This is a genomic window from Methylovulum psychrotolerans (genome assembly GCF_002923755.1).
GTDB classification, from domain to species: domain Bacteria; phylum Pseudomonadota; class Gammaproteobacteria; order Methylococcales; family Methylomonadaceae; genus Methylovulum; species Methylovulum psychrotolerans.
On the sequence record NZ_PGFZ01000001.1, the window covers coordinates 392038 to 413524 of the forward strand.

Annotated in this window: 17 protein-coding genes, 1 tRNA gene and 1 pseudogene; 5 read left to right on the plus strand and 14 right to left on the minus strand. The window is 50.6% G+C overall.

Annotated features, from left to right (window positions below; genetic code table 11):
* Positions 1–120, plus strand: a pseudogene (locus tag AADEFJLK_RS25420) (IS1595 family transposase); the annotation flags it as partial.
* A 44-nt stretch (positions 121–164) separates the two neighbouring features.
* Here the strand turns inward: AADEFJLK_RS25420 and AADEFJLK_RS01875 are convergent.
* From AADEFJLK_RS01875 to AADEFJLK_RS01940, 14 genes are all read right to left on the minus strand, one after another.
* Positions 165–587 (minus strand): HIT domain-containing protein, encoded by a 423-nt coding sequence (locus tag AADEFJLK_RS01875; protein ID WP_103973104.1) that lies wholly within the window; start codon positions 585–587, stop codon positions 165–167.
* A gap of 15 nt (positions 588–602) precedes the next feature.
* Positions 603–1883: a glutamate-1-semialdehyde 2,1-aminomutase gene (hemL, locus tag AADEFJLK_RS01880; protein WP_103973105.1), complete on the minus strand. Its 1281-nt coding sequence runs from the start codon at positions 1881–1883 to the stop codon at positions 603–605.
* Between the two features lie 602 nt (positions 1884–2485).
* Complete coding sequence (locus AADEFJLK_RS01885; protein WP_103973106.1) at positions 2486–7477, minus strand: DEAD/DEAH box helicase; 4992 nt, start codon at positions 7475–7477, stop codon at positions 2486–2488.
* A 176-nt stretch (positions 7478–7653) separates the two neighbouring features.
* On the minus strand, positions 7654–9798 hold the full coding sequence (locus tag AADEFJLK_RS01890) for a YfjI family protein (protein WP_146054487.1): 2145 nt from the start codon (positions 9796–9798) through the stop codon (positions 7654–7656).
* On the minus strand, positions 9795–10145 hold the full coding sequence (locus AADEFJLK_RS01895; protein ID WP_103973108.1) for a CHC2 zinc finger domain-containing protein: 351 nt from the start codon (positions 10143–10145) through the stop codon (positions 9795–9797). Before AADEFJLK_RS01895 ends, AADEFJLK_RS01890 begins: the two co-directional genes overlap by 4 nt.
* A gap of 122 nt (positions 10146–10267) precedes the next feature.
* Entirely contained in the window at positions 10268–10528 is a 261-nt protein-coding gene (locus AADEFJLK_RS01900; protein ID WP_103973109.1) for a hypothetical protein, read from the minus strand.
* A 395-nt stretch (positions 10529–10923) separates the two neighbouring features.
* The gene (locus AADEFJLK_RS01905; RefSeq protein ID WP_103973110.1) at positions 10924–11172 is read right to left on the minus strand and encodes a helix-turn-helix transcriptional regulator; all 249 of its coding nucleotides are present in this window, start codon (positions 11170–11172) and stop codon (positions 10924–10926) included.
* A gap of 85 nt (positions 11173–11257) precedes the next feature.
* Positions 11258–11782 (minus strand): hypothetical protein, encoded by a 525-nt coding sequence (locus AADEFJLK_RS01910; protein WP_146054488.1) that lies wholly within the window; start codon positions 11780–11782, stop codon positions 11258–11260.
* A 107-nt stretch (positions 11783–11889) separates the two neighbouring features.
* Positions 11890–13095 carry a tyrosine-type recombinase/integrase gene (locus AADEFJLK_RS01915; RefSeq protein WP_103973112.1) on the minus strand — a complete coding sequence of 402 codons (1206 nt, stop codon included), beginning with the start codon at positions 13093–13095 and terminating at the stop codon, positions 11890–11892.
* A gap of 164 nt (positions 13096–13259) precedes the next feature.
* Positions 13260–13347: transfer RNA gene (locus AADEFJLK_RS01920), tRNA-Ser, on the minus strand.
* Between the two features lie 77 nt (positions 13348–13424).
* On the minus strand, positions 13425–15329 hold the full coding sequence (locus AADEFJLK_RS01925; RefSeq protein ID WP_103973113.1) for an ATP-binding cassette domain-containing protein: 1905 nt from the start codon (positions 15327–15329) through the stop codon (positions 13425–13427).
* Between the two features lie 233 nt (positions 15330–15562).
* A complete protein-coding gene (locus AADEFJLK_RS01930) occupies positions 15563–16297 on the minus strand; it encodes a DUF5765 domain-containing protein (protein WP_088619351.1) in 735 nt (244 codons plus the stop codon).
* Positions 16298–16604: 307 nt separating this feature from the next.
* Complete coding sequence (locus AADEFJLK_RS01935; protein WP_232463806.1) at positions 16605–17132, minus strand: hypothetical protein; 528 nt, start codon at positions 17130–17132, stop codon at positions 16605–16607.
* Positions 17133–17371: 239 nt separating this feature from the next.
* A complete protein-coding gene (locus AADEFJLK_RS01940) occupies positions 17372–18010 on the minus strand; it encodes an HAD-IA family hydrolase (protein ID WP_232463807.1) in 639 nt (212 codons plus the stop codon).
* A 430-nt stretch (positions 18011–18440) separates the two neighbouring features.
* Between AADEFJLK_RS01940 and AADEFJLK_RS01945 the strand changes: the two genes are divergently transcribed.
* From AADEFJLK_RS01945 to AADEFJLK_RS01960, 4 genes are all read left to right on the plus strand, one after another.
* A complete protein-coding gene (locus tag AADEFJLK_RS01945) occupies positions 18441–19637 on the plus strand; it encodes a tyrosine-type recombinase/integrase (protein WP_103973114.1) in 1197 nt (398 codons plus the stop codon).
* Positions 19637–20443, plus strand: a complete 807-nt coding sequence (locus AADEFJLK_RS01950; protein ID WP_103973115.1) for a hypothetical protein — start codon at positions 19637–19639, stop codon at positions 20441–20443. Before AADEFJLK_RS01945 ends, AADEFJLK_RS01950 begins: the two co-directional genes overlap by 1 nt.
* Positions 20444–20620: 177 nt before the next feature.
* The gene (locus AADEFJLK_RS01955; protein WP_103973116.1) at positions 20621–20803 is read left to right on the plus strand and encodes a helix-turn-helix transcriptional regulator; all 183 of its coding nucleotides are present in this window, start codon (positions 20621–20623) and stop codon (positions 20801–20803) included.
* 390 nt (positions 20804–21193) lie between these two features.
* Complete coding sequence (locus tag AADEFJLK_RS01960; RefSeq protein ID WP_103973117.1) at positions 21194–21406, plus strand: hypothetical protein; 213 nt, start codon at positions 21194–21196, stop codon at positions 21404–21406.
* The last annotated feature ends 81 nt before the right edge of the window (positions 21407–21487 follow it).

Consider the following 21487-nt stretch of genomic DNA (forward strand, 5'->3'; position numbering starts at 1 on the left):
GCCTATCGCTTCAACCGCAGGTTCCAGCTCGATAGGCTTCCCATGCGCCTGCTTGTTGCCGCCATCGCCGTTGGGCCTCGCCCAGAGGTTTGGATCCCCTCGGCTGAAGCATCTTGCTAATCAGGAGGTTTTTTATGCACGTTCCTAAGGCTCAAAAACCCAACTCAATTCCGCAACCCCACCAAAGCCCCCCTAAGCTCCCCCAGCCGCCCAGCCAATTGCTCCGGCGTATAAGCCACAGCGGCAAACTTCCCCCACACGGGCGCGGGCCAAGCCTTATCGCTTTGGTAGCGGACAATATGGTGGATATGCAGTTGCGGCACCATGTTGCCAATGGCGGCGATGTTCATCTTATCGGCCTGATATAAATCCGCCAACTGCTGCGCCAAATAACAGGACTCTTCAGTAAACTGCTGGCGCTGTTCTGGGCTTAGCTCGTAAAGCTCGCGTAGCCCCAGCACTTGCGGCACGAGGATACACCAAGGATATTGGCTATCATTCATTAACAATAACTGGCACAGCGGGAAAGCGCCGACCAAGATACAGTCTTCCTGTAGGCGCGGATGCAATTGGAAAGCGTCGGTCATGGTCGGGGTCTAGGGTTACAGGTGTTTAAAGATCGCCGCCGCTTTGGCGATGGTGCTGTCGATGTCGGCATCGGTATGGGCAATGGAGACAAAGCCGGCCTCAAACGCCGACGGGGCCAGATACACGCCTTCCGCTAACATGGCATGGAAAAAGCGTTTAAAGCGTTCCTGATCGCAGTGCATCACTTCGGCGAAGCGGGTGATGTTGGCGGTTTCGCTAAAAAACAGCCCGAACATGCCGCCGACGTTATGGGTACTCAAAGGGATGCCCGCTTGTTGCGCCGCCGCTTTTAAGCCCGTCACCAAACGCTCGGTTTTCGCGCTGAGGGTGTCATAAAAGCCCGCTTGGCTAATCAGGGCCAAGGTTTTCAAACCCGCCGCCATCGCCACCGGATTACCCGACAAAGTACCCGCCTGATACACCGGTCCTAACGGAGCCAGTTTTTCCATAATCTTCCGGCAACCGCCAAACGCCCCGACGGGCATCCCGCCGCCGATAACTTTGCCCAAGGTGGTCAAGTCCGGGGTGATGCCATAAAGGCCTTGCGCCCCTTGCAAGCCGACCCGGAACCCGGTCATCACTTCATCAAAAATCAACACGCTGCCGTGTTCGTCGCAGACTTGCCGTAAAGTTTCCAAAAAGCCAGGCACGGGTGGGATGCAGTTCATATTACCCGCCACCGGCTCGACGATAATGGCGGCAATTTGCCCGCCGCATTCGGCGAACAATTGCGCTACTGCCGCACTGTCGTTATAGGTCAGGGTAATGGTGTGTTCCGCCAGCGCGGCAGGTACGCCGGGCGAACTGGGTACACCAAACGTCAACGCGCCCGATCCGGCTTTAACTAGCAAGGAATCGGAATGGCCGTGGTAGCAACCTTCAAACTTAACAATCTTATCGCGTCCGGTATAGCCCCGCGCCAACCGTATCGCGCTCATGGTCGCTTCGGTACCCGAACTGACCATGCGCACCAAATCCATAGACGGCAACAAGCGGCAGACGGTTTGCGCCATGAGGGTTTCCAACTCGGTGGGCGCACCAAAGCTTAAGCCTTTTGCGGCGGTGGCCTGTACCGCCGCGATGACCTCAGGATGGGCATGGCCTAAAATCATCGGCCCCCATGAGCCGACATAATCAATATAGGCCTTGCCGTCGGCATCATAAATAAACGCGCCGCTGGCATGGTCAATAAACACGGGTGTGCCGCCGACCCCGCTAAACGAACGCACGGGGGAATTTACACCGCCAGGGATAACTTGCTTAGCATCGGAAAATAATAAAGTCGCATCAGTCATAGTCAATAACCAGGAAAAAAAGAAGGGCTGAAAAAAAGGGGTTACCCGATGATCAAGTTTTTAATATTAAAATCAACAGTTCAGATTTTAGGCGAGCCAGAAAAACCCATAAACCCGCCAATAGTGCGATTGCCTGCCACTTATGATGTAGGTATATGTCATTGTACTTCACCGGACAATAAAAAACCCGCTAAGCCTTGCAGCTTGCGGGTTTCGGTACTTCTTTGCACCCCGGCGGATGCTTGTTTGGCGAAATAGACAACCAAACAATCCGCTACATGCCTTTATTTATAAGGGTTTTAAATGTTTGTTTTTAAAATGTACCCCCAAAAGTACCCCCACATGCTAAAGGTTGCCCCTGTTTTCCGCACAAACAGGCCAGTGCCATCTAATTATCGCAGGATGAAAAATGTTTTGCTAGGTTTCCGGCTCCGATTAATCCCCCGCGCGTACTGGTTGCTAACGGCCAATGATAAGGTTTAGCTAAGGGTTATAATCCCTCGCCCGCGCGTACTGGTTGAACTCCCCTTTTTATAGTCCTCAAAAACTCCAAAACAAGCCAGCAACCCCTATGCTACATGGGGTTAATTCACAAACTGCCGTTAATGGCTTTTTTCGATCTCCAAAGGCGGCAAGGCGTTAACTATTTTCATGGTTTCAAGGCTTACCGTAACAACCCGTTGGAACAGCTCCAGCGGATAGCGCGGGTTGCCCATTGTTTCAATCGCCCAGTCGTTAGCGTCATTCTTAATGCCGCTGTCCTTATGGGTACTGACTGCTTGGCGTTCCATTACCCACTCCAGCGCGGGCTTGCCGTTCACCACATAGTCATAAGCCGCTACCGGAATATCAGTCATGATAATTTTATGGTTATAAGCCACTTTCGACTTGTCGCCCTTTTTGACAAACTTCATTTGTGTGACGTAAAAATCCGTGTCCTTAAGGTCATCAAAAGCGGCGGCTCCACATTCCAACGTCACGGGGTACGGTGCAACGGTTTCATAATGGATATGCAGCTCCGCCAAAGCCCGCCCCGCCTTGCTGAACGCCCAAAAATCCGCCGCCTTGTTCACGCAAGGGATACGCGGCAACTCCTTGGTGAGGTTGTCGGCATAGCGACTTTTATAGTCTTCTGAATGCAATAGGCCATAGATGTAATAAAACAAATCTTCTTTACTAAGGGTTTCCTTAGGGTAAGCGGCTTGGAAGTGGGCAAGCCCCGCATCAGTAATGCCGTCCTTAACCGTATAGCGCGGCTGGTCGGCCACCTGCTCAAACACGTCCACCGTTAGCCCGATCTGGTCGGTGCTGAACAAGTCGCCTTGGGGTTTCACGCCGCTGGGTTGCTGGCCGTCATCGGCATTAATAGCGGGTTCGTAAAGCTTTAGGGGGAAACATTGGCTTTTTTCAATTATTTCTAAATCAGCCAAGGTCTGGCTAATCAGCACAGAAAAGCCACTTCTTGCCCCCACACCACTGACACAAATAACCTTATTTTCTACTGATGAATCTGGAAAAATATGCGGCATTTGTCCTGTACGATGATTAAACATGCCATCAAAATACAAATATTGTTTAATAAAAGGGCGATACATAGAGACAACGATCCGCTTTTCAGAAAAACGTGCCTTTTTATTACGTTTAAAATCTGCTTTTAAGCTACTAGACCACTTAATTTTAGTTTCATCATTGCTGACAAACTTATCTGAATCAACAGATATTCCATTTGATTCACTATTTTTAAATCTTTCTAATTCAGAATTATAAAAAGCAATTGTCGATTCAACGTTTTTGGATAGTTGATTTTTTGAAAAGTTGTATACCCATGCGTCTCGATTAGAATTAATTCCAAGTGAATAATTTTCAAACATATTTTCAGTAAACTTATCTTTTTTATTACCTAATATCATAAAGTTACTAAGACTGTCATCACGCTGTTTTAACCAATCATTATGCTGGTCAGGTGTAAGTGTTATCCAGCCATCCGCCGCCGTAATGCCGTTAAGGCTTCTTAAGCTATTCAACTTTTCTAGCTTTTCACTTTGTTTTAAATCGTCGCCCACATCATAATAATAGATTTTCCCCTGTTCTTGGGCATCAGGGTTTTTAACAAAAAAAGTAATGGCTATCCCGGTCATGCTGCCACTGCCAAACACGTTTTGGCCTTCCTTCGCCCTGCCTTTGCTTAACATGTTCTTACGAATATCGCCGCGTAAGTTGAAAACATAAACGCTGCTAAATTCATCGACCAGACACTTACGGATACCGTCCATTGCCGTTTTTTCAATAAAGCCGCTCCCAGACACAAAACCAATAATGCCCGTATCTTTTATACGGTCGCTTGCCCAACGGATAGCACGGATATAGGAATCCATAAGGTTTTTTGTTGAAGCTGCTTTTGAATTTGCCGCGTAAGTTGCACGGATTCTGTTATCCAGCGATTCATAGGCCACGTTGGCGTTATTGTCGTTCGCGCTTCCTTGCCCCACTGAATACGGCGGATTGCCGATAATAACCCGAATGTCCAAGGCCTTTTGCTTGCTGCGCCGCGCGTGGTTGTCCACCAGCATCTGGCTGACTAAATCCTCTTTTTCGTACAGTTGGAAAGTGTCGGTTAAGCAAATGCCGTTGAAAGGCTGGTACGCGCCGCCCACGATGTCATGGTAAACGGCCTCTATGTTTATGGCCGCAATGTAATAGGCCAGCAAAACGATCTCGTTGGCGTGTATTTCGTTGGCGTATTTGTAGGGCAGTTGCGCGGGGCTAATCAGGCCGCTTTGCAGCAAGCGGGTGATAAAGGTTCCGGTTCCGGTAAACGGGTCGATGATGTGGACGTTTTCATCACCCAAGGTCTGCCCGAACTCGTTTTGTAGCGCGTCATTGACGCTATGGATGATGAAGTCCACGACTTCCACGGGGGTGTAAACAATGCCCAGTTTTTCGGTCATGCGCGGAAAGGCGTTACGGAAAAACTTGTCGTACAGCTCGACGACAATCTTTTGCTTGCCCGCCGCGTTGTCGATCCCTTGGGCGCGTAGCTTCACGCTGTCATAAAAGCGTTGCAGGGTGTCGGCTTCCTTGTCGAGGTGGTGTTCCTGCAATTTGTCCAAGATGTCCTGCATGGCTACCGACATAGGGTTATGCTGGGCAAAACTGTAATCTTGGAACAGGGCATCAAAAACGGGTTTGGTTATCAGGTGCTGTGCCAGCATTTCGACAATTTCGCTGTCGGTAATGGCGTTGTTCAGGTCGTCGCGCAATTCCTCACCAAAGGCCTTAAACGCGGTTATTTCGGCCACGTTGGCGGGGGTGTCCAAAATGGCTTGGATTCGCGTAATGTGGGTACGCGCTATTTTGGCTATGTCGTTCGCCCAATCTTCCCAATGGCTCCGGTTGCCGCACTTTTGCACCACCTTGGCGTAAATGGCGCGTTGGATGTCGTCCACCTCAAAGGTTTCTATCGCGTCGGTTTGTTTGGGCTTTTTGACGGTTTCGCCTATGCCGTATTGGCTTTTGGCTTTAGCGGCCTTAGTGGTGTTGGTGTCGGCGGGTTTCTTGGGTTTTTTCTGGATTTTGTCGGTAATGGCGATAACCTCCATTTTGGACGTGTCCTTGCCGATCAAGTCCAGTTTATTAATCATGGCATCAAAACGGTCATCATGGGAACGTAAAGCTTGCAGCACCTGCCAGACGACTTTATAGGTCTTGTTGTCGCCCAGGGCCTCGTGGGGTTCCATACCTGCGGGTATGACCACGGGCAGGATGATATAGCCGCGTTTTTTGCCCTCGGACAGGCGCATCACCCGTCCCACCGATTGCACCACGTCCACTTGTGAGTTGCGAGGGGTCAAAAACAACACGGCATCCAAGGCGGGTACGTCCACGCCTTCGGACAAACAACGGACATTGCTTAATATCCGGCAAGTGTTGTCAGGCGTTGCGGCTTTCAGCCAAGTGAGTTGGGCTTCCTTTTCGCTGGCGTTCATGCCGCCGTCAATGTGTGCGGCTTCGCATTGCAGGTACGTTGCCGTGTCGGTGCGGGGCGCGTCGCCCTGTTCCTGCTCGTTTTGTTGGTAAGCGTCCACCACGGCCTTAAACATCCTTGCTATGTTTTTAGAGCTGACTTTGTGGGTCTTCGGGTTGGTGGCGGGTTCGATGACTTGGCAAAAGGCCACGGCGCGGCGCATCGGGTCGGCATCGTCCGTCAAGTCTTGGCGTGTGCCTTGCTTAGACAGGGCTTTCCAACAGCCGACGATCTTGGCGGCATCGTCCACCTTTAACTGGTTACTGTCATCGGCCAACAGCTCTTGCAGCCGTCGGCTTACATGGCCTTCATCTATCGACAACACGATCACCTTGTAATCGACCAACAAGCCTTGCTTGACCGCCTCCGAAAAGCTGATGACGTAAAGCTCCTGCCCGAACAGGGTTTCATCGTCCATAGAACACAAGGCCACGCTGTCCTTTTCGGCGGTGGCCTTCGCCATTTCGCCATAAATGCGGGGGGTGGCGGTCATGTACAGGCGTTTGCTGGCCTTGATAAAGTCGGCATCGTGGATTTTGACAAAATTAGATTCGTCCTCGTCGCCAAAGGTCGCCCCGGTGGTGCGGTGCGCCTCGTCACAGATAACCAAGTCAAAATCAGGCAAGCCGTATTCTTTTTGGGCTTTGCTGATAACCTCAATGGAGTGGTAAGTGGAAAACACCACACTGATGTGGTGGATGTCGGAACGCTTCGCCATTTCCACGGCCAGCCGCTGCGCGTTGGTGGTGGCGGGGTAGCGCAACTCATGGGTGAAGGTCTGCACGATGTCGTCGTCTTTTTTGCGCTTGTGGCCGATGTCGCTATCAGAACAGACGGCAAAGCTGTGTAGCGGTGCGGCGGATTCCTGCGTCCACTCGGTCAGGGTTTGCGACAATAAAGACAGGCTAGGCACTAAAAACAGCACCCGCTTGCCCTTGCCCGCGATCCGTTCGGCAATCTTCAAGCTGGTAAAGGTTTTACCCGTGCCACACGCCATAATCAGCTTGCCCCGGTCGGCGGTCTCCAAGCCCGTGCTGACACCGTATACAGCCGATATTTGATGTGGGCGTAACTTCTTTTTGGCCTTAAGCGCGGGCGGTAGGTTTGGCTGGTAACTCGCCCAATCAATTTGGCTGTTTTCCAAGTCGTTCAGGTCTATTTTGGTGACGGGCGGCTGCTGGCCTTGCAGCGCGTCCTCGGCGTGGCCGCTCCAGTCGTTGGTGGTGCTGATAATGATCCGGTGGCTGAACGGCCTTTTACCCGACGCGGTGAAAAAGCTGTCGATGTCGGACTTCTGCACCCGATAGCCCGCCGCATAAAACTTGCATTGTATAGCGTGGTACTCGTCCGTGCCGGATGTCTTCGCCACCAAGTCGATACCCGCATCCTGCGCGTTTAAGCCCTGTTCACGCGCCCAATCGGCATACGTCCATACTTGGCTATATAAATCCTTATAGCTGGCCTCGTTGCGCAAATACACACAAATTAGGTCTTCAAAGTAAGTGCCTTTTTCACGTTCGGTTTGGGCGGCTTCGCGGTAGGTGTCAAGCAGGGTCTGTAAGGCGGTCATGAAATTATGGGGCAATGGTCGATAGGCTATAGGGGTTAAGTCTATCCCATTGTATGGGCAAGCGGGCATTTATGGCTAGGTTTGATTAGCCGTAAAAATCTGAAAACGCTTAGGCAACCCGCCTACGAAACCTACAAAACTGTGTTTTTTGGGGTTTCGTAGGTTTTGTAGGTGGCTTACTTGGGGGCTTTTGCTATTTCGGGGTGTATCAAGAACTTTTTTGATGTCCTGCCACCGGACGGCTTTTTAGTGATGAATGGCCGCAAATAACCCAACTCTACCAATACCGCCAATGCGTCGTTGATAGTGTCCATTGTGTCCAAGCCCGTCCAGCCGCCTTGTTTTATCTCGCGCGGGGTGAACTTGTCCTGTAAATGGCCGGACTGGATTTTTTTCAGTATCGTGCTGGCATGGGCTTCTATCGGGTCAATGGCACTGCCATAAATTCTCATGGCATGGCTTTCGAGGTAGCCACTAAACGCAATGGCTTTTAATAAGGATTTCAGGCTTATCCTGTCATTATGGGTACTGTCATCGGCCAAGTGGATAATCACCGCCAATGAAGGCACAAGGCTGTTAAATTTGCCTAGGTGCGATTCAATCGCGGGGTGGATGTCGTCCGCCCGTTGCCTGTCGAACAGGTCAAGATACCAATCATCAAAAACCGCTTGGGCATCGGGTGCGAACCGCGCCGGATTGTCGCCAAAACCCTCCCAGACGGCCAAGCGGTCAAACACGGCATAAGCGGCGTTTTTGGCTTGGGTGTCGGGGTAGGTGTCGATGGGGTGGTCTTTGGTCAAATCAGGGTAAACCATCAATTGGAACCGTTGGATAAAACCGTCATCGCCCGAACCGCCGTTCATGGCGTGATGTAAATAACCTTGTAAGCGGGTCGGCTGAATGCCGCCCAACAAGGCCACACACGTCGATTCTATATCAATTGTGCCGCGCCCTATACGGTCGAAAGTGTACCGCCCTTTGCCGTCGAAACACTCCAGATAAAAGGCGCGGTCATTGGCGCGGTCTTCGCGGTCGATGGTTTTTAAAAATCCGGCGATTTCGTCACGGTACAAAAGCAACCCGTTTGGGTTTTCGTTTAACAGTTCGCCCAATTTTTCGATGGTCACATCATTGACCTTAAAACGCCGCCTAGTGGGGGCCTGTATGTTCGCCATGCTGTCGGCGGACTCGCGTAACAGAATTTCCGCCACCGCTCGGTTTTCGGCTTTGTTGTCTTTTTTCTTAAGTAAGTCGATAGCGTCCTTTTCGGCAATATCCCGTATGATTTTGGCGGTCATCAGTTCGGCATCGTTTCTGGATTTTTCAGCGTCAAATTGTTGCTTGCCGTCAATTTCAAGCCGATCCAAAGGCTTAAGCACTTCTGACAAGGCGGGGGATTTTTTGGCGGAAGCCCTGCCGATTGCCAAGCCCCACAAGTTAGGCACGACAATCCAATCACTGCATTTATTGGGCTGAACCGCGCCCTTTTTGCCGATCACCGACGACAAGGCCACCATTGCCCCGATTGCCCCATAATCAACGGGTGAAGCTTGCCGCCTCGCTATGTCCTGAACCCATACGGCAAAGGCATCGGGTAACATCGTGCCGTCAAAGGCTTGCACGGGCTTTAGGGTGATGCTAATCGGCGTGGGGGCTTCCCATTCAGGAACGTTGATATTTTCATCAGCCACACGCCAGCTATCCGGCACGGGTTCGGCGGTTTTCAGTTTGGTTTTTAATTCAGCCACCGCCCACGCGGTCGAGTCCGCCGGAAATGGCGCGTAACCATCCCAATCCGGCGCGTGGTTTTGTAACCAGTCCACAATGTCGCCACCGTCCGGCAAGCCTTCCAGCCGGATTATTTTAACGGTCGGCGGTGAGTCCAAGGCCATTAACGCCCTGTAAGCGGTTTGCGCGTAGTGTTCGCCCGGTTTGTCATTGTCAGGCAGTAAATAAACGGTCTTGAAACCATTGAAGGGTGTCCAATCGGTGTTGTTTGCCGCGTTTGCGCCACCTAAAGAAGTGACCGCGCAAATACCAAGCCCTTGCCCTGCCGCTGCTGATTTTTCGCCCTCAGGAAGGATAATGGCTTTATTTTTCGGTTGTTTTGCCAGCCTGTCCAGCCCAAACAAAGGGCGCGGGTCATCAGGTGCGCCCGCCGCCCAACCGGAACCGCTGCGTTTAAAAAATGGCACGATGTCTTTCTTGCCGCTGCCGTCCTGATACCTGCCAACAATCCCGATAATTTGGCCTTGGCTGTCACGATAAGGCCATGCGTGGATTAAGGGCTTGCCGTTATAGATTTTGGGTATGCCGCTCATAAAAGCCCCCAATCGTCGGCCAGCTTTGCCAGCGCATCGGTAAATTTAAGCCCGTACAGGCTCATGGTGAAGGCGATCACATCACCGCCCCCCGCATCACATGAAAAGCACTTAAACGCGCCCGTCTCCAGATTGACGCGAAAACTGCCCGCCCTGTTGTCGTCATGGAACGGGCATAAACCGCCGTCGTTCCAGCCGTGTTTTTTTAGCGGTGCGCCGGGCAGTTCGTGGCGGTAAAAATCTGCCGGGCTTAGGGTTTGCCGGATATGGTCGGCGTTCAATGGGCGGGTGTGCCGCCGTTGGTTTATTGGTAGCCCTGATGGTCGGCTATAGTTTTGTTTGCTCATGTTGGTTTACCCTTGCATTACGCGGGTGGCGCACGGCTTGGCAATCGGGTATTATTAACCCTGCTGATTGATTGCCGTTACCGCACACAAAAGCCCGCTAATTATCCGATTAGTGGGCTTTTTTATGCCTGTTGGTTTTGCGTTCTGCATTCTTCAAGAAGGGCGGAACGCCAAACGGCAAGGCATAGGCCGTGCAGGTTTTGGGTATCCCTAAGCCCTGTTTGTCGGTGGCTGGGTTCTCGCGGGTGCGGGGCGGTCTGTGATGAACAACCCCAAGGTTTCCCCAAGGTTTGGGCTTCGTTATCGCGGGTGCGGGGTGGACGGTTTGGGGTGGCTTGGCCTTGGGCAGGCGGATTTTGGGCGTGGGTGTCTTGTGGGTTCATGCGGTGAAACCTATGCTTAAGAAGGGGATAACCGCCGCCCATGCTTCTCACGGCATGGGTGGCGGACTGTAATGGGGTGAGAATACCGCGCATAGGTGCGGCAAGCCGCGAAGGCTTCCCAAAACAGCCCGCCATAATGAATGGGCGACACAAGGCCGCACAAAATGAAGGACGTAAAAAAACCACAGATAACCGTGGCGTTTTATCGCCTATGCTAAAAAACGGGTTCTCACGCCCGACTGCCAGCAATGCACTGACAGTGTGGCGATTGTCCAGTAATAGCCGTGGTGGTGTCAAGCCGTCCGCCCAATTTTCGTACCCTTGCCTAAACCTTGCTATTTTTCCGGCGTTAAACCTTGTATAAACCTTGTTATTTCTATTGTGCGTTGTGTCGATCATACAGCACCGCCCATTGATTCAATCAAAGCGCGGATGTCCTCGGAACGCCAAGCAACCGAACGCTCTCCCAATTTAACGGGCTTGGGGTATTTTCCCGATTTGACACCGTTTAAAAACGTGGTTCGGCCAATGGGCAGAATGGCGGGAATGGGCGGGTTAGCCTTCGGGTTGCCGATAATTTGCCAAAGCCGCAATAATGCGCACTCTTGCAGGTGGTGGGGTTGGTGGTTGGATTGTGTAGCCATGCTTTGCACCTCTTTGATGCTTGTTGTACATAGCTACGGTATTCTAGGCATATTTTTTAACTTGTCAGGGATTCAAAAAGCCGTTTTAAATCCCCATATACTTTTCAAAGGCATACGCTTGATTTATAAAAAAGTCATCGCCGCCTATCTCAGTGTAATAACGTTTTAACGTGTCGGCATCTATTGACTCGCCGTTGATTTTCCAACTGTTTGATACCCATTCAGCCGACTCCATAAGCGTTGACGGTTCCCCACGGTTCTTGGTAGCCATCCGGTACAAAAACATGTTATGAAGAAACCCCAGCCTTACAGCATGATTACTATACTGCTTAATAGGATGTCCTGTACCTTTCTTGGGCTTTAAATTGAAAGATTCGTCTAATGATTTGAATTTTTCCGGTTCCCCAACAATTTGGTGCTGGCAGATATAAGATGAAAACACCTTTGCAATTGCTTTCATAACCTTTTCGTCTGGCTGTATTCCATTGGTTACGGCTGCTGAAAAATGCTGTAAAACTTGCAATGAGTTTAAGGCGTTGTCGGTGTTAACCTCATCCGGCAGACGCAACGCCCATTTAACCTTAAGCTCATAGTCTATGTCGTTTTTCATTAAACACACTCCATCAAGTGCAATCATTACGAAGGATTAACCGGAAATAGGGTAATGACTCCTACTTGTCGCCCCGTCGGGCTATCCGGTTAAATTTGGTTATACTGTCATCCTGCCTTTTTGAACGCGATCACCTGCGCCCCATTCTTCAAACCGTCCAGATAATCCGCCCATGACTGCATCATTTTCCGGCGTTCGGCCAGGTGCTGCGCCCGATTGTAGGCGGCTTTTACGCGGTTGCGTTCGGCGTGGGCTAACTGGCGTTCGATCATGTCCGAATGGAAGCCTTGTTCGTGTAAAAGGGTGCTGGCGGTGGTGCGGAACCCGTGGGCGGTATGCTGGCCTTGGTAGCCCATGCGCCGGATTGCCATGCCGATAGATTCACGGCTAATGTGCTTTTCACCGTTTTGCCCTTGATTGCTGGCAAAGACATATTGTTGGTTGCCCGTAAGCGGCTGAATGTCTCTCAGCAAGGCGATTGCCTGAGTGCTTAACGGCACGATGTGTGCGTCCTTCATTTTCATTTTGTCGCTGGCTATGCGCCATTCCGCCGCTTCAAGGTCAAATTCCGCCCATTCCGCCGCCGCAAGGTTGGCAGGTCGGGCAAATATCAAGGGTTGCAATTGCAGGGCGGTTCTGACCACAAAACCGCCTTTATAGGCATCAATATCGCGTAACAATTGCCCTAACGGCTTAGGTTCGGTTATCGCCGGATAGTGGCCGCGTACAGGCGAAGGCAATGCCCCGCGCAAGTCGGCGGTTACGTCGCGCTCTGCCCTGCCCGTGGCGATCCCGTAGCGTATGGCTTGCCCGATAAACTGCTTGGTTCTGGCGGCGGTTTCAATCGCGCCCCGGTCAACAATGCGCCGCAAGGTCGCCAGCACCTCAACGGCGGACAAGTCCTTAAGCGGCCTATTGCCAAGCCACGGGAATACATCACGTTCAAAACATTCATTAACGTGTTTGCGGTGGCTTTCGCTCCAGTTGGGTTTTGCCGCCATGAATTCCTTGGCAATCGCGGCAAACGTGTTTTCCGCACTGCCTGTCTTTTCGATTTTGCGGGTTAAGCTAGGGTCTATGCCGCTATCCAATTGCTTACGGGCTTCATCGCGTTTATCACGCGCTTGCTTAAGGCCTATTTCAGGATATACCCCCAAGGCCAATACCTTTTCATGTCCGGCAAACCGAAACTTAAAGCGGAAATATTTAGAGCCGTTAGGTTTAACCAAAAGATATAAACCCTTTTCATCCGCTAACTTATAGGGCTTTTCTTTGGGCTTGGCGTTCTTGCAGGTGGGGTCAGATAAGGCCATTTGGGGGTATCTCCATTGGAAGGATGCAATATACCCCCAAAGATACCCCCACGCTTAGGGGTATGTCAATGTATCTTGTTGCACTTCGTTGGACAATAAAAAACCCGCTAAGCCTTACAGCTTGCGGGTTTCTGTACTTCTTTGCACCCCGGCGGATGCTTGTTTGGCGGAGAAAGAGGGATTCGAACCCTCGATACGTTACCGTATACACACTTTCCAGGCGTGCGCCTTCGACCGCTCGGCCATCTCTCCTGATACTTTCTGTAGAGCTACAGATAGCCCGATAGGATAAGGCAAATCGGGCTGTTTTGCAAGCGGTTTTGGGATTTTTACGCTTCGTTGGCGGCTTCCAGATCGTTCCAGCGCTGATAGGTCTGCTCCAATTGGGTTTCCAGCTTCTTTAAGTCATCCAGGGCTTTATTGACTTTATCCGGCGCGTTTTTATAAAAGCCGGGGTCGCCGATTTGTTGGGTTAAGGCGGCTTGCTGGGTTTCCAGTTGGTCTATCAGCTCCGGCAGTTGCTTAAGCTCTTGTTGTTCTTTATAGCTGAGCTTTTTCTTTTTCGCACCGCTGCTGGGTTCCGGTGTTGGTGCTGCTTGGGCGGACGGATTTTTTTTCGCGGGTGCGGGGCTGGCGGGTTTGCTTTGGCAATAGTCTAGCCAGTCGGTATAGCCACCGATAAATTCCTGCACTTTACTGGAGCCGTCCAGCACGAAGACGCTGGTGACGACGTTATCGAGGAAAGCACGGTCATGGCTGACCAGCAATAAGGTGCCTTCGTAGTTAATCAGTTTTTCTTCCAGCAATTCTAGGGTTTCTAAGTCCAAATCGTTGGTCGGTTCGTCCATGACGATGAGGTTGGCGGGCTTGGTGAACAGCCGTGCCAATAATAGGCGGTTTTTTTCGCCCCCTGACAAGCTTTTGACGGGCGAGCGGGCACGCGCGGGGGCGAACAGGAAATCGCCCAGGTAGGACATGACGTGGCGTTTATTGCCTGCTATTTCGACGTAGTCGCTGCCATTGGCGACGGTTTCGGCGACGGTGGCTTCGGGGTCGAGTTGGTCGCGCAATTGATCGAAGTAGGCAATTTCTAGCCGTGTGCCCTGCTCTATGCTGCCCGTGCTGGGTTCCAATTGTTTGAGCAGCAGTTTTAATAACGTGGACTTGCCCGCGCCGTTTGCGCCGATCAGGCCGATTTTGTCGCCGCGCTGAATCAGGGCGGAAAAGTTGTTAATGAGCATTTTTTCGCCATAGCCAAAACAAATGTCTTTAACTTCGATGACTTTTTTGCCTGAGGCATCGGCTTTTTCCATTGCCAAGCGAGCGGTGCCTTGGGTATTGCGGCGTTCGGCGCGTTCGGCGCGTAATTTTTCCAGGGCGCGGACGCGGCCTTCGTTGCGGGTGCGCCGCGCTTTTACGCCTTGGCGTATCCACACTTCTTCATCGGCGAGTTTTTTGTCAAATTCGGCGTTTTGGTTGGCCTCGTCTTCCAAGGCGGCGGCTTTGCGGCGCAGATAGTCGTCGTAAGTGCCTTGCCAAGACACGAGGTTGCCGCGATCCAGGTCGACAATACGGGTGGCCAGACGTTGCAGGAAGGAACGGTCATGGGTGACGAACAAGACCGCGCCTTGAAAGGCGAGGATTTGTTCTTCCAGCCAAGTGATGCTTTCAAAGTCGAGGTGGTTGGTCGGCTCGTCCAGCAGCAGGACTTCGGGGTCTATGACTAAGGCACGAGCTAGGGCGACCCGGCGCTTCCAGCCGCCGGACAGGCTGTTAACGTCTTTTTCGCCGGGTAAGCCGAGTTTGCTGAGGGTGGTTTCGACCCGTTGTTGAAAGTGCCAACCATTATGGGCTTCGAGCTTGTGCTGCAAATCGCCCAGTTCATCCAGAGCCTTAGGGTCTTCGTAGTCCATCGTCATGGACAGGGCATGGTAGCGGGTCAGCCAATGCCCCAGTTCGCCCAGGCCGTCGGCCACGGCATCGTAAATGGTCGCGCCGTCCGGCAGTTCCGGGGCTTGTTCCAGCCATGCCAGACGCAGTTCGGGTTGCCGCCAGATGTCGCCGTGGTCGGCGTAGATGTTGCCCGCAATAATCTTCATTAAGGTCGATTTGCCTTCACCGTTGCGTCCGAGCAAGCCGACACGCTCCCCTGCATCCAGTTGAAAATCGGCGTTTTTGAGTAAGGCGTGGGTACCAAATGCGATGGAGGTGTTGGTTAAACGTAATAAAGGCATGAATGAATGTCTACAGAAGCTAAGAGAGAGGATAAAGCCGTCTATTATATAGAGTCAGCGGCTTTGGGCGCGGTTTTTTAGTGCCGTTGTTTTGTTAGAGGCCGTACAGGCGGTTATCGCTTGATTTTTGGATGGGTGCAGCCTATGCAGATGTTACCTAGGCCTTTCAGGTTTCTTGCGCCCTTGCGGGGATGAAAATCTGAAAGGCCTAAGCCCATTACTGTTAAACCCTTCTAAGTGCTTTCTTTTAAAGGCTCGTCTTCTTCATAACCGTAAACTTGCGCGGTGAAGAATTTTTTAAACTGCGGCATAAAGCTGGCGGTAATGGGGATGGAGTAAAAGCAGTAAATCGCCCCCGCTTCGCCGGTGTCCACGCCAAACAGCCATTGCGGTACATACAGGGTAAAAATCGCCATGACGAAATGGTAAGTGGCGATACGCTGATTGTTTTTCCAGACAAAGCCGCTCAGCGCTAAAGCGAACAATGAGCCGTACATAATCACTTCACCATAAGCGCTGGCAATCCTATAGGCAATATGGTATTTGCCCATTTGCATACAGGCGATGATATTGCCTATAAACGTGCCGGGCTCATTGGTAAGCTGTAAGGTGGTCGGCAGCGTACTACAGACCAAAAAAATGGCACTCAGCCCTCCCCCTAACAGGGCGGCTTTTTTTAGCGCAGTAGGGTCGGATGAATAGGTCGCCAAGGCGGGCATGATGGCAAAGGCTTGTAAACAGATATGGTAAGTCGACAGCTCGCTTAAGAATAAATTCGAGCCATAGCCGCACTGGTCAGCGACCGGATAGGCAAAATATTGGATCAGTTCCATTAAGGAGAAGTGGAAGATGGCATACGCCCTAGCGGAGCGTACCCACAAAGGTTCTTGTTTATCGAAAAAGGTTACGGCGGAGGCGGCAAAACCGACCACACCTAGGCCGAGCGACATATTTGCACTGAAACACATAAGTAAACCTATACTTTTAAGGTTGATGAAAAAAGGGGTAACCTCAAGTCGTATGACTAACCGTAGAGTATAATCGGGGCAATTGTGAGTTGTCGATAGCTAATAGCACCTAATTTACAAGGTTATTGGTTACTGCCCTTTAGATTATGGGTTTTTTATTGCGGATAGAGTGGGATAGATGGCGCTGAATGCCCCCATAAGCTGGCTTAGCTTTGACTGCGGGCGGCGATAGCATAGATCGCCGCCCGCAGTTTTGGGCATTTTGCCCTACTAACGAGGGCGGATAAGCTTCTAGGTTAGTTGGCGCTTATCGGTCAGGCGTGTCCAAAATACGGTTAATCATGGGGGTTTGTTGCGAGACCCTATCATCTAAGGTTAAGTCAAGCATGGTTTTAAGTTCGGCAAAACGTTTTTCAGCTTCTTTTAGTTGCTCTGTTGCTTTCGGCAAGTCACCCTCTTTTACGGCTCCCCGGGCTTTTTTCAAAGAATCATTGGCACGGTTCCGGTTCCGGTCAACTTTATCGTTGGCATTGATTTCTTTGCTTAACTTTAAAGCTTCTTTGATATTTTCGATAATCGCATCAGCCCCGGCATTATCATTGATGGATTTCAACGCTTGTGTAATCTCCCCCATAGTCGCGTCAATCCCTTCGACAGGAGTCATTCTGTTGTACATGCAGGCCATGCCTAAACACACATCGGCGTTCGCCGAAAACGATCCTAAAGAAAGAGCCAATGTAGCCGCTAGCGCAGTGCTTGTTAATAATTTCATTAATAAACCTCGTTTGTTGTTATTATTCTTTTGGGTCTGCAACTGCTTAGATATAAAGCGCATTTAATTAGCCACATGACGATGCGGACTTTAGCATAATTTTTATGAAGATTAAACGAATTAACGCGGTTTTTGCCATTCAAAACATCAAAAACCGTATTATTAATAGGGATTTAAGTGTGCCAAGCGTGTTGTCGCTCCCTTATCCGATAGCTGGATGGGGTCGGGTAAGTGCTATGGCGTTGGCGTTTCTCAAGCCGGAAATACGGTAGTGGGTACGGTAGGGCGGGACAGGCAATAGGCTAGTGGTGTTGGTTGCTGCTGCTGGCAAAGTGCCTAAGGAGAAGAGGAAGTTGCGACATATCGTCAAACGGCACTCCGCTTCGGCAGGGTAAAGCGTCACCGTTGGGCATATATTGGAATGCAGCCATTCCTGCCGCCTCGGCTGCTTCAATCCCCACATCGCTATCCTCTACAACCACGCATTGGCTGGGCATAAAGCCCATCGCGTTTGCTGCGTGTTGGAACAAACCCGGTTCGGGCTTCCAAGAGCCTACTTCATAGGAACTGAAGATGTTGTCCCCAAAGTAAGGTGCGAGGCCGCTAATTTGCAGTGCCTGACGGATTTTTAAAAGCGGCCCGCTTGAAGCAATGCACTTAGGAAAGCTGATGTGTTCGAGCATTTCAAGCACACCCGGCATAGGTTTCAGCTCATGTGAAAACAGTTCCGCGACACGCTGGCGATAACGGGCTTCAAACGCGCTTGGCAGCGTCTGGCAAAGCCGATGCTCAATATCTGTAAGAATTAAGGCTAATTTTTTGCCGCGATACCGCGCCGTCAATGACGCAACCGTATCATTTAGCTGTGGCAGCAGATCAAGAAAGGCTTGATTGCAAATTCCCTCGCTGTCAATCAGTGTGCCGTCCAAATCAAAAATCACACAGATAGTGGTCATGGCTTTATTGGGTTTTGGAAGCTGATAATGCCGTTTTATTTAAAGGCTTTTGGGCAGGCTAAGGATTTTTTCAATGGGAATGCGATTTTTTTGTACACTGATAGCAGTGTATATGATAAAACGATTTTTAGTTTGGATTTGCAACAGGGCTGTTGCATAAGATAAAGGTGGGTGGGTAAAGCATGGGTTATAAACTTAACTATTATTCTTAACCATAAAGATTAATAGCTTACATAATTAAATGGCGGAGAGGCAGTCCGCCAAACTCATGAATCATTAAAAATCAAAACGTCTCAAAAAGCCATTGATTCATAAGCTTATATCAAATAGATTGTATCAGCTCTTATCATATATTATCATAAAATCCACTGCCCATAGTACGGTAGGATAGCACGGTAGGATTGATGGGGTAGATATGAAAAGAAACTCAAAAGTATTGACAGTCAAGAAAGTTGACTCTCTCAAAGAGCCGGGTTACTACGGTGACGGCGGCAACCTGTATTTGCAAATTAGCGGCACAGGCTCTAAGAGCTGGCTGTTTATCTATCGGCGTGAGGGAAAAAAACACGAAATAGGCTTAGGTGGCCTGTTTACCCTATCGTTAGCGGACGCGCGGGAAAAAGCAGAGGATTACCGCAAGCAATTACGCAAAGGCATAAACCCGCTGACAGAAAAACGCAAGGCCGACCAAGCCCGTTTGCTTGCCAAAACCAAAGCCATAACCTTCAAACAATGCGCGGAGCTTTTCATTCAGAAACACCAACACGAATTGAAGAACGACAAGCATATTCAGCAATGGCAAAACACCCTCAGAGATTACGCTTTCCCTTTTATCGGTGACTTGCCCGTGTCAGTGATTGATACCGCCTTAATTATGGATTGCCTTAATCCTATATGGACAACCAAAAATGAGACCGCTTCACGGGTACGCGGACGCATTGAACAGGTTCTGTCATGGGCAACGGTTAGCGGGTATCGCACGGGCGACAATCCGGCGCGGTGGCGCGGACACCTTGACAAGCTACTAGCCAAACCCAACAAGGTGCAAAACACCCGACACCACCCCGCCCTACCCTATGCCGACATGGCGGCTTTTATGTCCGAACTCAAACAGCAAGACAATTTAGCGGCGCGTTGCCTCGAATTCACCCTATTGACGGCGGCACGGACTAACGAAACCATAGGGGCAACATGGGGTGAAATCGACTTGGGGGCGAAAGTCTGGACAATCCCAGCGGAGCGGATGAAAGCCGATAAAGAGCATCTTGTGCCGTTGTCCGGCGCGTGTCTGGCTTTGCTCGAAGCCATGCAAGTGATAAAGCAAAATGATTATGTTTTTGCTGGCGGACGCGGCGGCGGCTTAAGCAATATGGCAATGCTCAAACTACTGGAACGCATGGGGCGCAAAGGCTTGACCGTCCACGGGTTCCGTTCCACGTTCAGGGATTGGGCGGCGGAAACCACCCACCATGAAAACTTTGTACTGGAAATGTGCCTGGCCCATACGATTAAGAACCAAGCGGAGGCGGCTTATCGGCGTGGTGATTTGCTGGAAAAACGGCTTAACATCATGAATGAATGGGCGGGGTTTTGTAATGGGGCGGAGGAGTGATGGAATTTGTTAGCCTAGATGACGTGCTTAACAGCATGGCCGATTGCGTAACCGTAAGCCCTAGGGTTGATGCCGACGAAGCCGCCGAGCTGAAATTTTCCAAAGTGGCGGCAACTTTTCATGAGGTATTGCACAATTTCCCTGACTTGCGCCCAAAATGGATGGAACGTCATAAAGAAACGGGCAGATACTTACAGAATGATGCCGTTTGTGACGAAGGGATGAAAATGCTAATACACATGGCGGGCTGGTATCAACGTGAGTCCACACTTAGGGCAGAGACCCATAGAGCCGAACAGCGTTATATTGACCATCGTCTGGCATTTTTGCGGGCAATGCCCTCGCTTGACGACCACGAGAAGGAAGAGCTTTCTGTTCTCCAGCACAGAGAAATACCCAAAAAGATAGCAGTGGGGCCGGGGCGAGATATACACAGCGGGCAATACAGGATGGATAAGTTTTTTCGCCGTTGGCAAATAGGCTTTGACCGCACCGCGCTGGTTGCATTCCTCAATCAGTACGGTATTAACCATACTTTGGGAGGTGGTAGCGGATCGGAAAAGAAGCCCACCACCGTTACAGGTGGTGATACCTACAATTTGAGGGAGGCTAGTTTTAATGCTTGGCTTGAAGAGTCAAAAGTAGACATAACTGTTTTAAAGGTAAAAACAATTTTTGAACAGATGGCGCAAACAAACGGGGAGTTGTGGAAAATCAATCTTAATTCTTTTAGGACGGAATTCTGGGGCAGATACGCAGACACGCACGGGATAAAAAAGAAGGCTGGACGGCCAAGCAACAAGTGAAAATGAAGGAATTAATTATAGGGGCGAAAAGCCCCTTTTTTGTGCCATCAGGAAAATTAAGGCCGTAAATTATAGGGAATTATAGAAATTATAGGGACGGCTGTTTTCTATATTTTTTGATACTAATCAATTAGTTATAATGTCAAAAAATCTCAGACAACAGCAGAAGGTAAAAAAATGCAAATTGTTAGACCCAAGGCCGTATGCCAAACATTAGGAATCTCAATGGCCACGTTTTGGCGATTGGTAAAAGATGAAAAACTGGCAACTGTAAAAATAAGCAAACGTGCTACTGGCGTGATGCAGTCCGAGCTTGACCGCTTCCTTACCGACATTCAGAGCGCGGGCGGTGCTGCATGATCGGTACAACGCACAACAGGAATGCCAAGGTTTTACCATCGTTTAACGCCGGAACAATAGCAATATTTAGGCAAGGGTACGAAAATCGGGCGGACGGCTTGACACCGCCACGGCTATTACTGGACAATCGCTACACTGTCAGTGCATTGCTGGTAGTCGGGCGTAGGAACCCGTTTGGAACAGGCGAAAATTCGCCACAGCCCATTGTGGCTTTTTTATGCCCTTCATTTAGGCTGGCTTTGCGCCGCCTATTCATTATGGTGGGATTGTTTGGGCAGCCGAAAGGCTGGCCGCACCTGTTCGCGGTATTCCTACACCCACTCAATCCCGCCACCCATGCCGTAGGAAGCATGGGCGGCGGTTATCCCTTCTTAGAACAGGATTCACCGCATGAACCCACAAGACACCCACGCCCAAAATCCGCCTACCCAAGGCCAAGCCGCCCCAAACCCTCCACCTCGCACCCGCGAGAACCCAGCCGCCGACAAACAGGGCTTAGGGATACCCAAAACCTGCACGGCCTGTTCCTTGCCGTTTTGCGTTCCGCCCTTCACCCTGAAGAATGCAGAACGCAAAACCAACAGGCATAAAAAAGCCCACTAATCGGATAATTAGCGGGCTTTTGTGTGCGGTAACAGCAATCAATCAGCAGGGTTAATAATACCCGATTGCCAAGCCGTGCGC